The organism is Psychrobacillus sp. NPDC096623, assembly GCF_044762655.1.
Lineage (GTDB): Bacteria > Bacillota > Bacilli > Bacillales_A > Planococcaceae > Psychrobacillus.
Genome location: NZ_JBIWER010000001.1, coordinates 483,653 through 501,908, shown reverse-complemented (window position 1 = coordinate 501,908; position 18,256 = coordinate 483,653). Strand labels below are relative to the sequence as shown.

The following is an 18,256-nucleotide window of genomic DNA, read 5'->3' as shown; positions in this document are numbered from 1 at the left end:
AGGAGATAAATAAATGCGTGTAACACAATCCATGCTTTCTAGTAATATGCTACGTAATCTTTCAAACAGCTATTCTAAAATGGGGAAGCTTCAAAATCAAATTACCTCGGGATCGAAAATTACAAGACCTTCAGATGACCCAGTAATTGCTGTAAAAGGCATTGGCTATCGAACAAACTTAAATAAGGTTGAACAATACCAACGTAATATGAACGAAGTTAACAACTGGTTAGACACATCTGACGATACGTTAGATCATGTAGGTATAGCTCTAATCCGTACTCAGGAGCTAGTAACTCAAGCGGCAAACGACTCAAACACACCTGAGGATCGCCAAAAAATAAAATCAGAAATTGATCAACTAAAACTTCAAATACGTGATTTAGCCAATACAAAAGTCGGAGAAAAGTATTTGTTTAGTGGCACGAATACGTTAAGTCCTGTTTATGGAAAAGATGATACAGGGAATACTACTTTTGCAGGTGTAAATCTGATTGAGGGTTCTGCTATTGATATTTCGAACTCTATTGCTTCCAACACAGGATATAAAAATTCAGTAGAAATAGAAGTTTACGATGGCGTAAACTTAAACGTAAACACTAATGCAGTTGAAATGTTTGCACAAATAGATGACTTGCTCACGGACATACAAGGTGATTTGTCTGCTGGGGCAAATGGCGAGACAATTGGTAACCGTCTAGGTGAAATAAGCAAAGCTCAAAATACCGTTCTTGAAAATCGTGCGGACATTGGGGCACGTCAAAATCGTGTGGAAATGATGATAAATAGATTGGCAACACAAGAAGTAGTGGTAACGAAACAACTCTCAGATAATGAAGATATTGATTATGAAAAAGTTATTACAGAAATGGTGACGCAAGAATCTATTCATCAAGCATCTCTTTCAGTCGGTGCTAAGATAATTCAAGCTACCTTAGTAGATTTTATTAGATAATATTAAGCGTTTGGACAAATTGTTCAAACGCTTTCTTTAGAGGTGAGATAGTTGAACATACCACAAATTCAAATCCGAACAACTGATGCTAAACTTGGTCTCAATATCGAAAAAGGTCAACAAACCATTCGACAACCGAAAGCGACTCAACATATTGAGCAACCCGCAGCAATTGTTGATATTAGAACTACAGACGGGGTGATGAGAATCGATTCTTCCCAAGCGAGAAGAGACGTTGGGATGATTGGTCCATTAGAGTCTTCGGCAAATTTTGCAGCCGAAGGTCGTCAAAAAGCAATGCAAGGAATTGCAAGACGTGTCAGTGAAGGAAATCAAATGATGGATATTGCGCATAATCCAAATGCAATAGTTTCTATTGCAAAGAAAAACACATTTCCAAATAAAAAAGCCTTAGGAATAGAGTTTATTCCTTCAATTGGGTCGGTTAAATTGGATTATATCCCAGCGAAATTAGATATTAATGTACAAAAACAGGATCCCCAAATTAGCGCGCAATTAAATAAGCCAATTCACGAATACAAACAAGGTCAACTGTCTGGCTACATGTTACAAAACCCATCAATCGAAATTGACGTAATTGTCTAGAAGGAGAAAATAATGAAAATAGAAACAAAATTTTTAGGTGAAATGAACATTGAGGAAAATGAAATAATTCAATTTCCAAATGGAATTCCAGGATTTGAAAGTATACAAAAATACGTTATTCTACCGCTAGAAAAAGATTCTCCATTTGCAATATTACAATCTATCGAACATGTTGAAGTAGGTTTCATAATAGCACTACCTTTTGTCTTTAAAAAGGATTACGAATTTAATCTGTTAGATGAAGATAAGGAAGAACTTAAAATAACAGATCCCGAAGATTTAATTACTTATTCTATTGTCACACTAAAAGAACCATTCAATAGTTCTACTATAAATTTACAGGCTCCAGTAGTCATAAACCACAAACAAAAAGTAGCAAAACAACTTGTCCTACAAGATTCAATTACCAACCCATTACGTTATCCGATTGAAGGAGGCGTGAGTTAATGCTTGTCCTCTCTAGAAAAAAAGATGAGTCTATAATGATAGGTGACCAAATTGAACTGAAAATATTAAGTGTAGATGGTGATCAAGTAAAATTAGGAATTGTTGCTCCCCAAAATGTGAAAGTTTATCGTTCTGAGGTTTATGAGAGTATTCAACAACAAAATAAAGAATCATTAAATATCTCTAAATCGTTACTTGAACAAATTTCTAAAAAAAATATTTAAAAAACTATTAAACATTCTCAATCAAGTACGATAATACTATTGTAAGGCAGAAATCGGGCGGCCGACCTTATTCTACCAAACAAATTCCACAAGGACGTGGAACTATATTAAACAAAATTCAAGGAGGAATCTCACAATGAGAATTCAACACAATATTTCAGCATTAAACACACACAGAAACTTAACAGCTAATCAATCACAATCTTCTAAAAACCTTGAGAAATTATCTTCAGGATACAAAATCAACCGCGCTGGAGACGACGCTGCTGGTCTTGCTATCTCTGAAAAAATGCGTGGACAAATCCGCGGTTTAGACATGGCTTCTAAAAACGCTCAAGATGGTATTTCGTTAATTCAAACAGCTGAAGGTGCTCTTAACGAAACACACGCTATTTTACAACGTATGCGTGAACTAGCAGTACAATCTTCTAACGATACAAACGTTAGTGCAGATCGTACAGCTATTCAATCAGAAGTTAATGCATTAGCAAAAGAAATTACTCGTATTGCTGATACTACTGAATTCAATACTCAAAATCTTTTAAGTGGTGGATTTACTGGTAGTTTCCAAATTGGTGCAAATAATGGTCAATCAATTTCCCTATCAATTGGTAATATGACAGCAGGTACTCTTGGAGTTAGTGGTACGGCTGCGGGAACTGGTATTTCTGTGAGTACTACAGCAAATGCAAATAGTGCTATTGATGCAATCAATACAGCTATTGAAACAGTTTCAAGTGAACGTTCTAGTTTAGGTGCTATTCAAAACCGATTAGAGCATACTATTAACAACCTTGGTGCTACTTCTGAAAACCTAACCGCTGCTGAATCTCGTATTCGTGACGTAGATATGGCTAAAGAAATGATGGCATTTACTAAAAATAATATTTTGACTCAAGCAGCTCAATCTATGCTTGCTCAAGCTAACCAACAACCACAAGGTGTTCTTCAATTACTTCAATAATTAAAAAATGAAATTCCTCTTCTTCCTATGAAGAAGGGGTTTTTTTGTTTCTACCTTAGACCTAGTTGTTATGATTTGAAAGTTAGGCACGTAGATTAACTAATGACCGATTTTTAAAAAGCTAAAGTAAATATTACTTTATTACTCGATTTTTTCTATAAAATGCCGATGATAAAGAAGAGGTGTTTTTATGGAGAATTTAGTAATTCAAATTGAACAATCTAAAATTGATATACCAACTTTAAAGATAAATAACTATTATATACATAGTAAGTACAATCCCCTAAAAGAAGCAGAAAATTTTGCATTGAAAAATTACAAAAAAGGTTCATTTCATGTAGTTTTTGGGGGCGGATTAGGATATTATACAAATGCATTTAATAATCTATCAGGGGATGGGCAAGATATACTTGTGATAGATCCTATTACAGATTTAAATCATGATGAGAAAGTTCATCTAGATTTTTCTGATAACGTATTGAATAACCTTATTAGAGATAAATTGGTAGGATGGACAGAAATTAAACTTATTTGCTTACCTAATTACAGTAAGTTATTTCCAACATATTATCTAAAAGTCGCTAGAATTGTACGAGATAAAATGTTAATCAAGCAAATTTTTGAGAATACAATTAATCAACATTCTGATATTTGGCAAGAGAATTATATAAGAAATCTAGAATTTTTAAATAAAGATAAGAGAATTGATGACTTGAAAAATAAAGTAGACTATCCAATAATTATAGCATCGGGTGGACCATCATTAACAAAGCAACTAGATTTGATGAAGCAGTACCGTCAAAAATATATTTTGATTGCTGCTGGATCTACTGTTACCTCTCTAATGAAAAATGATTTAGAGCCTGATTTTGTAGTTGTAATGGATGGAAAAGAATCTAATTATAAATTATTTGAAGATCTAAAATTCACTAAAGCTAAATTAATATATGGTTTAGTAACTAGATACAAAATTCGTAAATATTTTAATCAAGATGCCTATCACTATTTATCAACGGACTGTTATATGATGGAAGATCATTATATCGAGTTGACAGGCAACCAAGCTACAAAATTAGCTGGAGGGGGAAGTGTTGCTACTTTTGCTTTAAGTTTTGCTCGTTTTTTATCTAGTGGACCAATTACAATGGTTGGTCAAGATTTAGCATACACAAATAACCTTTCTCATAATGCAACAAATAAAAATGTATTTCAAATTACAGAGCACTTTATAAAAGATCGTAATTTATTTGAGATAGAAGGTTATAATGGGGAGAAAGTTTTAACAGGTCATAATTTTTTGGCGATGAAAGAAGTCTTTGAAATTATTTATAATGATTTAGAAAATAAAGGGGCGATTTATAATAGCACCGAGGGCGGTGTAAATATAGTTGGATATCAAAATATGAGGTTAGAAGATTTTACTAAACGTTTTTTAAATCTTGAAATCGACATGAGCATTTTTGATATGGATTCAAATTTAAAATACACACATAATAAAATACTAATGAAATTAATGAATGAAGTTGCAGCTTATGAGGAAGGTATTAAATTGCTTCTAGACAATATAAAATTGTTAAACTCTACACGATCAAAGAGGAAATTTAACTCTAGTATTTTGAGAAGAATGGATTTAAATGATGGGGCGTTTAAAATACTCTGTAACAAAGTCTCTGTAAACTTATCAGCTCATAAAATTGTGACTAATGTTTTAAATGGATTTAAACCAGCTGAATTTGAAACTGAGAATATTAAGTACAATAGGATATATAATCAAAATGATGAACTGTTAAATCAATTACTAGAATTATTTATAAAAGCAAAAAGAATGACAGAAGACGTTGTAAATAATTTAAAGGAGACAAGTTAAATGAGTGAATTAAATGAAATGATTCAAGCTAGCAAAGAAAGTTATATTAATTATGCTGCTAAATTACCCGCTGGTTGTCAACAAATCGCTAATCATTTAAGGGAAGACTCGGTATTAAAAGCAATTGATATGATTCGACAATTTAGTGAAGGTGTTGCTTGGCTGAATGAAATGAATACAATATTACAAAAAAATAATGCAATTATTCCATTAGAAGTATCAAAGATTTTTGAATATTTAGAAGAAGTGAACGACGGATTAAGTATACAAGATTATGTGATAGTTGCGGATATGTTTGAGTATGAATTACAACCATTCTTTGAAGAACATTTATCTGCTATATCAGTTGCTTGAAATCTTTACCTATAGAATGTAGAGGACGGAGCTATTAATGAACTGGAGTGTTGAGTTGGCAAAAGATGGAGATTATACATTAAAGCTTAATGATATTTACATCTACAGCAAATATAAACCGATTGATGATGCATATCGATTTATATTAAGTGAAAAAAATAGATTGGCAGACAAAATATTTTTAGTTGGCCTAGGGTTAGGGTATCATTTAAAAGCATTGTTGGATCACAATACAAAAGCAGAAATTTATGTTTTAGTGTTTGATGTCAATGAATTTGAAATGTTAGAAAAATATGGGGACAATACAATCTTACAAAATGAAAGAGTGCATATCATTTCATTATCTACAAAAGAAGATGTAACAGATATTATTACAGCACAAATAATTATCCCAATCCAATGGATTAAGGCTATCGGCTCTAAACATAAACTTACTGATTTTTTAGAAGATATTAAATTACGGCAAATGAGCTTTGATGTTATTGAAAAGCGTATGGAGAATAATTTTGAATATACGACTAGATTAAATCATCCAACTGTCTCTAAATATAAAGATGCCTTTACTAAAGAGACGGCTTGTTTAGTATCATCTGGACCATCGTTAGAAGATACTATTCATACTTTAAAAAAGTTTATTTGTAAAGCATATATTATCTGTATGGGATCTACACTAAAAATGTTACTGGCTCATGACTTGACACCGGATGCAGTAGTTATATCTGACGCAAAAGAAGTTGTCAAACATCAACTTTTAAATACGAATTATACGGGAAGACTTTTTTATTCTGCTACTGCAAGTAAGGAAGCATTAGAATTGCATATGGGTCCTAAAATAGTCTTATATCAACAAGGCTACGAGGCTTCAGAAAGTTTAGCACTAAAGAGGGAAGTAGAGACTTTAAGTGTAGGTGGTTCTGTTGCTACATTAGGCTTTTCCTTAGCGAATTATTTAGGTTTCGAAAATATTATATTATTTGGTCAAGATTTAGGCTTCAAAGGTGTAAAAACACATGCATCATTAGCAACTTCTGGAGTTCAAACAAAGCAAGCCTATACTTATAAAAAAGTTTTAGCTAACAGTGGTGAATTCATAAATGCCTCAAGAAGCTTAAATACGTATTATAGATGGTTCCAAAAAAATGTACCGCTTTCAAAATCAAATGTGTTCAATACAGCATGGAATGGTGCAAAAATAAGAGAAACAAATTATATATCACCCAAAAAATTAGAAGAATGGGCAGAAAAATTACCAATTACGGATTTCGAAAAGTTGTTTAAGTAAATACAATAGAGGAGTAAGACGATGAATCCTTTTATCTCAATAAATGGAAGAAAAATAGGCTCTAATTATAAACCAATCGTGATCGCTGAGATTGGTATTAATCATGAAGGAAGCTTAAAAGTAGCAATGGAAATGGTAGATGCTGCATTTGAAGCAGGGGCAGAGATAATAAAACATCAAACGCATATTGTGGAAGATGAGATGAGTGAAAGCGCGAAAAATGTTATTCCTGGGAATACAGATGTTTCGATTTATGAAGTAATGTCTCGATGCGCATTAAATGAAGAAGATGAGATTGAACTGAAAAACTATGTGGAAAGTAAAGGGATGATTTTTATTAGTACACCCTTTTCAAGAGCTGCTGCAAATCGTCTTGAGCGAATGGGGGTTCAAGCATATAAAATCGGTTCAGGGGAGTGTAATAATTACCCACTCATTGAACATATTGCATCATTTGGAAAGCCAATGATTGTTTCGACAGGTATGAATGATATTTTAAGCATTAAGAAAACAGTGGATATTTTAGAGCGTAATAAAATTCAATATGCATTATTGCATTGTACGAATGTGTACCCAACTCCACCGGAATTGGTTCGTTTAGGTGGGATGCAAGAATTACAAGAGGCTTTCCCAAATGCAGTTATAGGTTTATCTGATCATACACTCAATAACAATGCTTGTTTAGCTGCAACTGCTCTAAGTGCTTCTATACTGGAAAGACATTTTACCGATTCGAAAAACCGACCTGGTCCAGATATAATTTGTTCGATGGATCCAAACGAATTAACTGAGTTAATTTGTAGTTCCGCTGAAATAGCATTAATGCGTGGAGGAAAAAAAGAGCCTGCAACGGAGGAACAAGTTACAATTGACTTTGCCTTTGCAACGGTAGTTGCGATTAAAGATATACAAGAAGGCGAGATTTTATCTGAAGAGAATATATGGGTAAAACGCCCAGGCACTGGTGAAATTCGTGCAGAGCATTACAATAGTTTGCTTGGAAAAGTAGTGAATCGTGCTATTTCAAAAGAGGAACATTTAAGATTCTCTGATGTGAAGTAGTAGGGAGGGTTCCAATTGAAGAAAATATTATTTTTAACAGGTACACGAGCAGACTACGGCAAGATAAAGTCATTAATGAAAAAAGTAAAGAAGGATCAAGAATTTGAACTGTTTGTATTTGTTACTGGTATGCATATGCTATCCAAATATGGTTCTACATGGAGAGAAATTGAAAAAGATGGATTTAAAAACGTTTATCATTATATAAATCAAACAAAGAATACTCCTATGGAAGTTGCTCTAAGTAATACGATTCAAGGTTTAAGCAATTATGTTTTGGAAGTTAAACCGGATATGATAGTTATTCATGGTGATCGATTAGAAGCTTTAGCTGGTGCAATTGTTGGAGCTTTTAATAATATTTTAGTAGTACATATTGAAGGCGGAGAGGTTTCAGGAACGATAGATGAATCAATTCGCCATGCGGTTACAAAATTAGCACATATTCATATGGTGAGTAATACGGAGTCGAAAAAGCGAATCATTCAATTAGGAGAAAATGAAGAGAATATCTTTGTTATTGGTTCTCCAGATATTGATATTATGCATTCTGTTCATTTACCCGATATTAATAAAGTAAAGGCTCGTTATGATATTCCATTCGACCGATATGCCATTGTAATGTATCACCCAGTAACAACAGAAATCGAGTATTTAAGCCAAAATACCAACAATGTTGTACAAGCATTAATTAAGTCTGAAAAAAATTTCGTTGTTATTTACCCAAATAATGATTTGGGAAATGAATTTATTATAAATTCTTATAAACAGTTGGATGGAATGAAGAATTTCAAAGTTTTCCCTTCCATCCGGTTCGAATATTTTTTAACTTTGATGAAGCACGCAGATTTTATGATTGGTAATTCTAGTGCAGGCATTAGAGAATCTATCGTTTACGGTACTCCTTCGATTGATATAGGAAGCAGACAAAAAGGTAGATATGTAACAAATGATTTATATATTCAACATGTAGATGAAATGGAGTCATCTGTTTTGAATGCAATTCAGCAAGTCCCTGCTCATAAAGAGTACACATCTAGCTTATACGGGGAAGGTCAAAGTGCCGAACGATTTATAGAAATATTAAAAAATAACACGATTTGGAACACAGCTATCCAAAAACGTTTTGCAGACATCTTTTAAAAATTAAGTAGGTGCTAAAGGTGATTAATGATAAAAAATTATTGGCGGTTATACCAGCACGGGGCGGTAGTAAAGGAATTCCTGGCAAGAATATTATTCCTGTCAATGGAAAACCATTAATTCAATATACAATTGACACTGCGAAAAATTCGAAATACATAGATGAAATTCATGTTTCAACCGACGATTCGAAGATTGCAGCTGTTTCAGAGAAATGTGGAATAAAAGTACCTCGGTTACGACCAAACCATTTAGCCCAAGATGACAGCAAATCCATAGAAGTGCTAATCGATACGATTCAGTACTACCAGACAATAGGACGTACCTTTGATTATGTAATATTATTGCAGCCTACACAGCCGCTTCGCCAAACATTTCATATTGATGAGGCAATAGAACTGATTTATAAGAAGCGAGCAACTAGTTTAGTCAGTGTAAGTATCGTACATGAACATCCAATATTAATGAGGCAAATCGATTCAACAGGCAATTTAGTTTCTCTTATAAAAACAAATAGCACTGTTCGAAGGCAAGAACTTCCCTCTTTTTATATTGTAAATGGAGCTATCTATATAAATGAAATTAATGATATTTTCAATTTGAATACAAGTTTAAATGACAATATATTACCATACATAATGGATGAAAAGTATCATGTGGATATTGATGGCTATGAAGATTTACAGGAATTTGAACGAAAATTAAATTTAATTTAGATTTGTATTTTTTTGGAGGGTAACTAGTGAAGTTATTAGTAATTGGAATAGACGCATTAATGCCAGAACTAGTCTTTAATAATTTGGAAGATTATCCTGTCTTAAAAAAGCTAGTTATCAGTGGAATATCAGGAGAATATGATGGATATGTTTACGGCTACGGATCGCATGATAATTGGACTTCGCTTTATACCGGTTTGAGCCCTAAGGAGCATCAAATAATTAAAGGAATCTATCAACCTTCTGGTAAACTTCCTAGATTGTATGATTATAGTTCTACGGAAACAATATGGAAAATATTAAATGAAAACGGCTATAAGGTTGGTATGTGGAAAGGGTTAGTAACAGCTCCTCCAGAACCAATTGATGGTTATATGGTTAGTGGTGAACTTGCATTTGATGAGCACTTTGAAGATCCTGAAATTGCAATTGATGGACACATGCTATGTGAAAAGGACCAGCATTTAATCGATTTATTTGAAGGTGAATTTCCGAAGCGCCCTACGCCAAAATCACCTGACCAATTCGGATATACATGGGAGGAATTATTTAATAATCCACAGCTAGTAAATAACTTATTAGATGAAAATTATTTTGAAGAAGGTTATCAATATTTGAAAGATATGCTCGATTACTCTTTACTTAATATTCGAAAAGTAAATGAAAAAGAAAAAGTAGATCTCTTCTGGTTTTATAACGGTATTTTTGATTATTTGGGACATTTTACGATGCATGATTTTAATCGAACACAACTAAAAAAAGCCATTAAATTAGTAGATGATTTTGTAGGTGAGATGTTAAATATATTCCAACCGGAAAATGTCATTGTATTATCAGATCATGGGCAGAAATCATTTATAGACCATTTTCCAAATTGTGATATTGAACTGCAAAAGGAATCGTTTGGTTTGGCAGATCAATGTTTATTTTTAGGAGATAACATTTTAATGCAAGCTAGAACCGGAGGGTTTTTAACTTCTCTTCATTCCCTTAAAGGAACTATGATTTTAAACGGTGAAAATTTCAAACAAGGGAAATTAAAGGGGATGCGTAACTTAGATGTGTATCCTTTAATATTAGAAATGTTTGATTGCATTATACCCAAAAATCGTAAGGGTTTAATTCATCCAGTTTTAAACAAAGAACATTTGAAAAATCCAGAACAACAATACAAATTACATAAACCTAAAGTAAACGAGAAAGTACTTATAGTTCAAACTTGTGAGGTTAACGTGTTTAATGGTTACATTAATGACTTCTATAATGAGAACCGATTTAGTAATATTTTTATTTTCGGTAAAGAAAAATATCGTTCGGTATTTTTAGCAAACCAACAGGTGAGTGGATTTTATGATATGGATCAACCTTTAGAGAAATCAGTATTTGATAAAGTATTGGTACCTTATGTAAATGCTAAGACAAAAGAATTATTATTTACAAATATAAAGTAGTAGTTCGGAATGTAATTAGGAGAGTGATTCAATTGAATTTTGCTTTAATTCTTGCCGGAGGTACCGGTCAGCGAATGGGGAATGTACAAGTACCTAAACAATTTTTGTTATTGAATAATAAAGCAATATTATTGCACACACTCGAAAAGTTTTATTTATTAAAAGAAGAATTTGAAAAAATCATTATAGCAGCCCATCCGAGCTGGTTTGCTTATACGCGTGATTTAATAGAAAAAAACTTTGCACCAGATGCAGAAGTGTTTGAAGTAATTACTGGTGGAGGCACACGACATGATACAGTGAAACGAGGGTTATCTTTTTTACAAAATAATTTCGAGTTGACTTCAAATGATATTATTTTAACGCATGATGCAGTAAGACCATTTATAAGCTATAAAATTATTAAAGAAAATATAGAAAAAACGTTACAATTCAGTGCAGTAGATACTGTTATATCAAGCATCGATACCATTGTATATTCCGAGGATGGGGAACAAATTTCAGAGATTCCCGAGCGTTCTAAATACTATCATGGTCAAACACCTCAATCCTTTAAAATACAAGAATTAATAGATATTTATAATAATGTCAGTGAAAAAAATTTAGATAACACAACGGACGTGGCAAAATTATATCGTTTGTTAAATAAAACTGTTTATTTAGTTAAAGGTGAGCAACTTAATTTTAAAATAACTACCCCTTTTGATTTAACAATAGCTAGAGCTTTACTTGAAAGGGATGGCAAAGGTGATTAATCAGGTAATTCAACTAGTAAAGCCAAAAACTTTTGAGATTAAAATGCAGGATATAAAGTTGCTAAATAATAGTCTTATTATACGCCCTACTTATTTGTCCATTTGTCATGCTGACCAACGTTATTATAAAGGAGCGAGGGATAAAGCAGTATTGCAACAAAAACTACCAATGGCACTTATTCACGAAGCAGTTGGGGAAGTGCAATATGATCCATTGAAAGAGTTTAATTATGGAGAAAAAGTAGTTATGATCCCTAATATACCTGGGTCATTTTTAGGGTATGAAAAATCAATTAGTGAGTTAAACGAGAAAATAGGAGAAAATTATTGTCCAAATGCTAGATTTCGTTCTAGTGGTTATGATGGTTTCATGCAAGAACTTATTGCCCAGCCAAGAGAACTTGTAATTAGAGCTCATGATTCCATCCATGAACATTTACTGTCTATTACAGAGTTACTTTCAGTTTGTACCCACGCTTTTAAAAGGTTTCAAATGTATTCACATGGATTTAATGATGTAATTGGTGTATGGGGAGATGGCAATATTGCCTTTCTGATGTCCCTATTATTGAAAAAATCATTACCAAATAGCAAAATCATTGTATTCGGAAAGCATTCAGAAAAGCTAGAAATGTTTTCGTTTGTGGATGAAACGTATTTAATACATGAAAATATTGATGCTATTAAAGTTCATCATTTCTTTGAATGTGTAGGTGGAGAAGCACAAAGTGGGGTATTGAATAAAATTATTGATATTATTCAGCCAGGTGGTACAATCTCAGCTTTGGGCGTAACAGAAAAGAAAATAGAATTGAACGTACGAATGATGTTGGAAAAGGGACTCGTACTAGTAGGTGATAGTCGAAGCGGCGTAAATGATTTTCAAAGTGCAATGGATTTCATGAAAATAAATCGTATCGGAGACTATTTAAGTGGTTTAGTAACGAACACGGTTACAGTATCGGATATTGCAAACGTACATCATGCATTTGAAATAGATAGTTTAAAGAGTTTTGGAAAGACTGTCATGAAGTGGGATATCTAGAATATCTTTAGAAAGGACTTAAGCTCGTGTCATTGCAACCATTAGTGAGTGTTATTATTTTAACGAGAAATAAAGTAGATTATTTACGGAATTGTGTGAATTCACTTTTACATAATAATGATTATGAAAATCTAGAAATAATTATTGTAAATAACAATAGTGATGAAAAAGAGACTTTTCAGTATTTTGAAGAACTAAAAGATTATAAACATATCAAAGTATATAATAATGACATGCCGTTTAATTACTCAGCTTTAAATAACTTTGGTGCTAGTTTTGCAATAGGTGAGTATTTGTTATTTTTAAATAATGATATAGAATTTATAACATCGAATACAATCTATGAATTGGTTGAGACAGCAAGGGAAGAAAATGTAGGTGTAGTTGGAGCAGTCTTATTATATCCAGACAATACTATTCAACACGCTGGAGTTAATGTACATAAAAATGGAGCTTGGCAGCCTTATCGTAATGCGGAACTTGAGGAATTACCTTTTATAAATAATAAAAGAAGATGTTCAGCTGTTATTGGAGCTTGTTTATTAGTTAGTAGTGATAATTTTAGACTAGTTGATGGATTTGAAGAGAATTTGAAAGTTGTCTTAAATGATATTGATTTTTGTTTGAAGTTAGATCAAAAAGGTTTATATACAATTTGTTCACCTATTAGACTGTATCATTATGAAGGTATCTCAAGAGGTAAAAAATCACCTAAGGATGATGTAGATAATTTTATAAAGAAGTGGTCAGCAGTAATTAACTATGGAGATCCTTATGACGAGTCTTTCGAAATTAGTAAAGAGCATTTGAACCAATACTTTTCCAGATATAGAAATTCGAATAAACGTCCTGTTTATATTTTTGGAACGGGTGCTAAAGGCGAAAGAGCCATAGATATTTTGAAACAATTAAACATACCCATTACTAATTTTTTGGATAATGATTCTAATAAATGGGGAACTAGGTTTGGTCAATATGATGTATGTAGTCCTTTAGAAATATTGGCTACCGAGCAAAAGTTTCCTTTTATTGTAATTGCTTCGATGTATTATGCAGAAATAAAAGAGCAACTTAATGACTTTGGATTAGAGTTATATAAAGATTTTTATCGAGTGTATTAATTTACTGATGGGAGGGAGAAAAATGAAAGGAATTATCTTAGCAGGTGGTAGTGGAACTAGACTTTATCCATTAACAAAAACAATCTCCAAACAACTACTTCCAATATATGATAAACCGATGATTTACTATCCACTTTCAGTGTTAATGTTAGCTGGTATTTGTGAAATATTAATTATTTCAACACCTCAAGATATCGGACTATATGAAGAGTTATTAGGTGATGGTAGCCAGTGGGGAATTTCACTAACTTATGCTGTACAACCATCTCCAGATGGATTAGCGCAAGCATTTATTATTGGAGAACAATTTATTGGGAATGATAATGTTGCGTTAGTTCTAGGTGATAATTTATTTTATGGACATGGATTAACAAAACTTTTAAAAAATGCTGCCAATCGAGAAAACGGTGCGACAGTATTTGGCTATCATGTTCATGACCCAGAGCGATTTGGTGTGGTGGAATTTGACCAAAATGGTAAAGCAGTTTCAATCGAGGAGAAACCAAAACAGCCAAAATCAAATTATGCTGTGACAGGTTTATATTTTTATGATAATCATGTAGTCGAGATTGCAAAAAATATACAGCCTTCTGCAAGAGGTGAGTTAGAAATCACAGATGTGAATAAGGCATATTTAGAACGAGGCGAGCTACACGTCGAATTACTAGGTAGAGGGTATTCGTGGTTTGATTCAGGAACGCATGAATCACTACTTGAAGCATCTCAATTTATCGAAACAATAGAAAAGCGTCAAAGTTTAAAAATTGCTTGTTTAGAAGAAATTGCTTATGTTTTAGACTATATTTCTAAGGAACAACTACTACTATTGGCTGAGCCATTGAAGAAAAACCAGTATGGTCAATATTTAATTCGTTTAGCAAATCGGAATTTATCATTATATCAATTATAAGGAGGAGCTAATTTTGGAGAAGATTAATACCAACTTTGAAGATGTTTTTATTTTAGCTCCTTCAGTACACGGTGATCATCGTGGTTTTTTTATGGAAAGCTACAGTAAACAGCTGTTTCAAAGTATAGGGTTAGAGATTGATTTTGTTCAAGATAATCATTCGCTATCGGTTACACCCGGAACATTAAGGGGATTACATTATCAACTGGAACCAAAAGCTCAAACGAAACTTGTTCGTGTTACAAGTGGAGCAATTTACGATGTTATTGTAGATATTCGAAAAGGTTCACCTACTTACGGAAAATGGCAGGGCTTCATATTATCTGCTGAGAACAAACATCAATTATTTGTACCAAAAGGCTTTGCACATGGTTTTTGTACGATTACGAAGGATTGTGAAGTTCAATATAAAGTAGATGAATATTATTCAAAAGAACACGATCGAGGGATTGCATGGAATGATGTTACTATAAATATCGATTGGCCATTTAAGCAACCAGTTCTATCTGAAAAAGATGCACATCATCCGTCATTACAAGAAGCAGATAATAACTTTAAATGGGAGAAATGAAAATGAATCTATTCGTAACCGGTGGAGCAGGATTTATAGGAAGTAATTTCATACATTACATGTTAGAAAAATATGAGGACTATCATATTGTGAACTTTGATTTACTTACATACGCCGGAAATCTAGAAAATTTAAGAACATTAGAAAATAATACTCGATATTCCTTTGTAAAAGGCGATATAAGTAATAGAGATATAGTAGATTATTTAGTGAAATTTCATAAAATTGATGTGATTATTAATTTTGCTGCTGAATCTCATGTCGATCGTAGTATTAAAGAACCAGATGTTTTTGTTAAAACGAATGTGCTTGGGACTCAAACGCTTTTAGATGTAGCGAAAGCAAATAATTTAACAAAGTATATTCAAGTATCTACTGATGAAGTTTATGGAAGTCTCGGGGCAGAAGGTTATTTTACAGAAGAAACACCACTTGCTCCAAATAGTCCTTACTCCGCTAGTAAGGCTGGAGCAGATTTGCTAGTACGGTCTTATTTTGAAACATTTGGTTTGAATGTGAATATTACACGCTGTTCCAATAATTATGGACCATATCAATTTCCAGAAAAGCTTATTCCATTAATGGTAACGAATGCATTGGAAGGTAAGGATTTACCGATTTATGGGGATGGCAAGAATATTCGCGACTGGTTACATGTTAAGGATCACTGCGCCGCGATTGATTTAATACTGCATAAAGGTGAACCTGGTGAGGTATACAATATCGGTGGAAATAATGAGTGTACCAACAATGAAATTGTGCATATGATTGTGGAGGAGCTAGGTGCACCAAAGGAGTTAATTAATTATATTGAAGATCGATTAGGACATGATCGTCGATATGCAATTGATCCAACAAAAATCCAATCAGAGCTTGAATGGATTCCACAATATACATTTGACGCAGGTATTATAGAGACCATTCAATGGTATATCGATAATCGTCAATGGTGGGGAAATATCAAATCTGGTTCTTATGAGAATCATTACCTAAAACAATATGGTGATAAAAAATGAAGGTGTTAGTTACAGGAGCAAAAGGACAACTTGGAACAGATGTTGTTCTTCTTCTAAAAGAAAACGGCTATGACGTATACGGTTTTGGTCGTGATGAAATGGACATTACGAATCAAGAAAAAGTAGATGAAGTGATTACTTCCATAAGGCCAGATGTCGTTATTCATACGGCTGCATATACAAAAGTAGATCAAGCGGAACTGGAGCCAGACAAAGCCTTTCAAGTAAATGCAATTGGAACGAGAAATGTTGCCGTTGCAGCACATAAAATAGATGCAAAGCTTATTTACATAAGCACAGACTACGTGTTTGATGGTACAGCAACAGAACCCATTGATGAATTTCAACCTACTAACCCACAAACTATATATGGTAAGTCAAAACTAGCAGGTGAGCAATATGTCCGTGAACTGCATAATAAATTTTTTATTGTAAGAACATCTTGGGTATATGGTGCACATGGAAATAATTTCGTAAAAACAATGCTAAAGCTATCAGAAACAATGGACGAAATTAAAGTAGTAGCCGACCAAATTGGCTCACCGACGTATGCGGTAGACTTAGCAGAGAAGTTAGCTGAGTTATGTGTTACTGAGAAGTATGGTACCTATCATATTTCAAATGAAGGTAAATGTTCTTGGTATGAATTTGCGTATGAAATTTTTAAATTTGCTGGGAAAGAAATAAAAGTGATTCCTTGTACGACTGGAGAATTTCCTAGTACAGCAAAAAGACCAAATTATAGTGTATTGAAACCATTGATGTTAGAAATCAATGGATTTGGAAAGGCACCTAATTGGCGGAATTCTTTAAAAATGAATTTATAAATAGGAGGAATAAAATGTTCCAAAAAATAACTTCCAGAGAGTCCTATGAGCAGTATATACAAAAATATGCTCACCCTAGAAAGGAGCTTGAAAAAGCAATTGCACGTAAAAATAAAGAACACAGTTTATGGTTACAAGATGGCTATTGTGAAGTTTGTGATAGTTTAACTCAATTTCGTTTGAGTTGGAAGTATTCTTACAATAATTTGCCTAATTATAGAGATAGTTTAAGATGTTCTAATTGTATGTTAAATAATAGACAAAGGTTTATTTATCAGTATGCAAGAAATATTATTAGAGATAATAATTATAAGTCTATTTACTGTTATGAACAAGTAACGGGATTTTATAAAAAATTTAAGCAAGAATATGAGGAATTGGTAGTTGGTAGCGAATATTTAGGTTCTGATTTACACCCTGGAAGAATTTATGATGGATTGCGCCACGAAGACGCAGGGAATTTAAGCTTTGATGATGAAACAATTGATCTAATTATTTCAAATGATGTATTTGAACATGTGCAGGATTTAAATCGTGCATTACAAGAAGCCTATCGAGTATTAAAAAAGGGTGGACAATTAATTATAGCTGTGCCATTTAAATTTAATTTAGAACAAACTCGAAAAAGGGCGGAATTAGTTGACGGAAAATACATACATTATCTTCCTGAAGAATATCACGGTAATCCATTGTCAGAAAATGGATCATTAGTATTTACAGATCTAGGATGGGATTTTTTGGACTTTTCAAAGGATATCGGCTTTTTGGATACTAGTATGATTTGTTACTACGACTATGTTTTAGGTTATATAGGTGATGGGATGCAATATATATTTCATTTCAAAAAATAAAATATAAAACATAAAACATAAAACATAAAATCAGAGCGAGGGAGCCAATTGGCATTCACTTCCTATAGGAAATCCAACAGATCCACCAG

At 32.9% G+C, this 18,256-nt stretch carries 20 protein-coding genes; all 20 read left to right on the top strand.

The window, feature by feature from the left end:
- The first annotated feature begins 13 nt into the window (after window positions 1-13).
- A complete protein-coding gene (flgL, locus tag ACIQX2_RS02455) occupies window positions 14-955 on the top strand; it encodes a flagellar hook-associated protein FlgL (RefSeq protein WP_402846611.1) in 942 nt (313 codons plus the stop codon).
- Window positions 956-1,006: 51 nt separating this feature from the next.
- The gene (locus tag ACIQX2_RS02450; RefSeq protein WP_402846609.1) at window positions 1,007-1,561 is read left to right on the top strand and encodes a DUF6470 family protein; all 555 of its coding nucleotides are present in this window, start codon (window positions 1,007-1,009) and stop codon (window positions 1,559-1,561) included.
- Window positions 1,562-1,573: 12 nt separating this feature from the next.
- Window positions 1,574-2,008 (top strand): flagellar assembly protein FliW, encoded by a 435-nt coding sequence (gene fliW / locus ACIQX2_RS02445; protein ID WP_402846607.1) that lies wholly within the window; start codon window positions 1,574-1,576, stop codon window positions 2,006-2,008.
- Window positions 2,008-2,232 carry a carbon storage regulator CsrA gene (csrA, locus tag ACIQX2_RS02440; RefSeq protein WP_402846605.1) on the top strand — a complete coding sequence of 75 codons (225 nt, stop codon included), beginning with the start codon at window positions 2,008-2,010 and terminating at the stop codon, window positions 2,230-2,232. Before fliW ends, csrA begins: the two co-directional genes overlap by 1 nt.
- A gap of 136 nt (window positions 2,233-2,368) precedes the next feature.
- Window positions 2,369-3,196, top strand: coding sequence for a flagellin Hag (gene hag, locus ACIQX2_RS02435; RefSeq protein WP_402846603.1), 828 nt, complete (start codon window positions 2,369-2,371; stop codon window positions 3,194-3,196).
- Window positions 3,197-3,386: 190 nt separating this feature from the next.
- Complete coding sequence (locus ACIQX2_RS02430) at window positions 3,387-5,063, top strand: motility associated factor glycosyltransferase family protein (protein WP_402846601.1); 1,677 nt, start codon at window positions 3,387-3,389, stop codon at window positions 5,061-5,063.
- On the top strand, window positions 5,064-5,417 hold the full coding sequence (locus ACIQX2_RS02425) for a hypothetical protein (RefSeq protein WP_402846599.1): 354 nt from the start codon (window positions 5,064-5,066) through the stop codon (window positions 5,415-5,417).
- A gap of 37 nt (window positions 5,418-5,454) precedes the next feature.
- Window positions 5,455-6,699, top strand: a complete 1,245-nt coding sequence (locus ACIQX2_RS02420; protein ID WP_402846597.1) for a motility associated factor glycosyltransferase family protein — start codon at window positions 5,455-5,457, stop codon at window positions 6,697-6,699.
- A gap of 21 nt (window positions 6,700-6,720) precedes the next feature.
- Window positions 6,721-7,761, top strand: coding sequence for an N-acetylneuraminate synthase (gene neuB / locus ACIQX2_RS02415; RefSeq protein WP_402846595.1), 1,041 nt, complete (start codon window positions 6,721-6,723; stop codon window positions 7,759-7,761).
- A gap of 15 nt (window positions 7,762-7,776) precedes the next feature.
- Window positions 7,777-8,904, top strand: a complete 1,128-nt coding sequence (gene neuC, locus ACIQX2_RS02410; RefSeq protein ID WP_402846593.1) for a UDP-N-acetylglucosamine 2-epimerase — start codon at window positions 7,777-7,779, stop codon at window positions 8,902-8,904.
- A gap of 20 nt (window positions 8,905-8,924) precedes the next feature.
- On the top strand, window positions 8,925-9,620 hold the full coding sequence (locus tag ACIQX2_RS02405) for an acylneuraminate cytidylyltransferase family protein (RefSeq protein WP_402846591.1): 696 nt from the start codon (window positions 8,925-8,927) through the stop codon (window positions 9,618-9,620).
- Between the two features lie 26 nt (window positions 9,621-9,646).
- Window positions 9,647-11,071 carry an alkaline phosphatase family protein gene (locus tag ACIQX2_RS02400; protein ID WP_402846588.1) on the top strand — a complete coding sequence of 475 codons (1,425 nt, stop codon included), beginning with the start codon at window positions 9,647-9,649 and terminating at the stop codon, window positions 11,069-11,071.
- A gap of 32 nt (window positions 11,072-11,103) precedes the next feature.
- Window positions 11,104-11,826: an IspD/TarI family cytidylyltransferase gene (locus tag ACIQX2_RS02395; protein ID WP_402846586.1), complete on the top strand. Its 723-nt coding sequence runs from the start codon at window positions 11,104-11,106 to the stop codon at window positions 11,824-11,826.
- Window positions 11,819-12,871 carry an alcohol dehydrogenase catalytic domain-containing protein gene (locus ACIQX2_RS02390; protein WP_402846583.1) on the top strand — a complete coding sequence of 351 codons (1,053 nt, stop codon included), beginning with the start codon at window positions 11,819-11,821 and terminating at the stop codon, window positions 12,869-12,871. The genes ACIQX2_RS02395 and ACIQX2_RS02390 overlap by 8 nt, the downstream gene beginning before the upstream one ends.
- Window positions 12,872-12,897: 26 nt before the next feature.
- Complete coding sequence (locus tag ACIQX2_RS02385; RefSeq protein ID WP_402846580.1) at window positions 12,898-13,992, top strand: glycosyltransferase; 1,095 nt, start codon at window positions 12,898-12,900, stop codon at window positions 13,990-13,992.
- A 22-nt stretch (window positions 13,993-14,014) separates the two neighbouring features.
- Window positions 14,015-14,902, top strand: a complete 888-nt coding sequence (rfbA, locus tag ACIQX2_RS02380) for a glucose-1-phosphate thymidylyltransferase RfbA (RefSeq protein WP_402846578.1) — start codon at window positions 14,015-14,017, stop codon at window positions 14,900-14,902.
- A 13-nt stretch (window positions 14,903-14,915) separates the two neighbouring features.
- Window positions 14,916-15,473, top strand: coding sequence for a dTDP-4-dehydrorhamnose 3,5-epimerase (gene rfbC / locus ACIQX2_RS02375; protein ID WP_402846575.1), 558 nt, complete (start codon window positions 14,916-14,918; stop codon window positions 15,471-15,473).
- Window positions 15,474-15,475: 2 nt separating this feature from the next.
- Window positions 15,476-16,489: a dTDP-glucose 4,6-dehydratase gene (gene rfbB / locus ACIQX2_RS02370; protein ID WP_402846573.1), complete on the top strand. Its 1,014-nt coding sequence runs from the start codon at window positions 15,476-15,478 to the stop codon at window positions 16,487-16,489.
- Window positions 16,486-17,316, top strand: coding sequence for a dTDP-4-dehydrorhamnose reductase (gene rfbD, locus ACIQX2_RS02365; RefSeq protein ID WP_402846571.1), 831 nt, complete (start codon window positions 16,486-16,488; stop codon window positions 17,314-17,316). Before rfbB ends, rfbD begins: the two co-directional genes overlap by 4 nt.
- Before the next feature lie 14 nt (window positions 17,317-17,330).
- Window positions 17,331-18,167, top strand: coding sequence for a class I SAM-dependent methyltransferase (locus ACIQX2_RS02360; RefSeq protein WP_402846569.1), 837 nt, complete (start codon window positions 17,331-17,333; stop codon window positions 18,165-18,167).
- The last annotated feature ends 89 nt before the right edge of the window (window positions 18,168-18,256 follow it).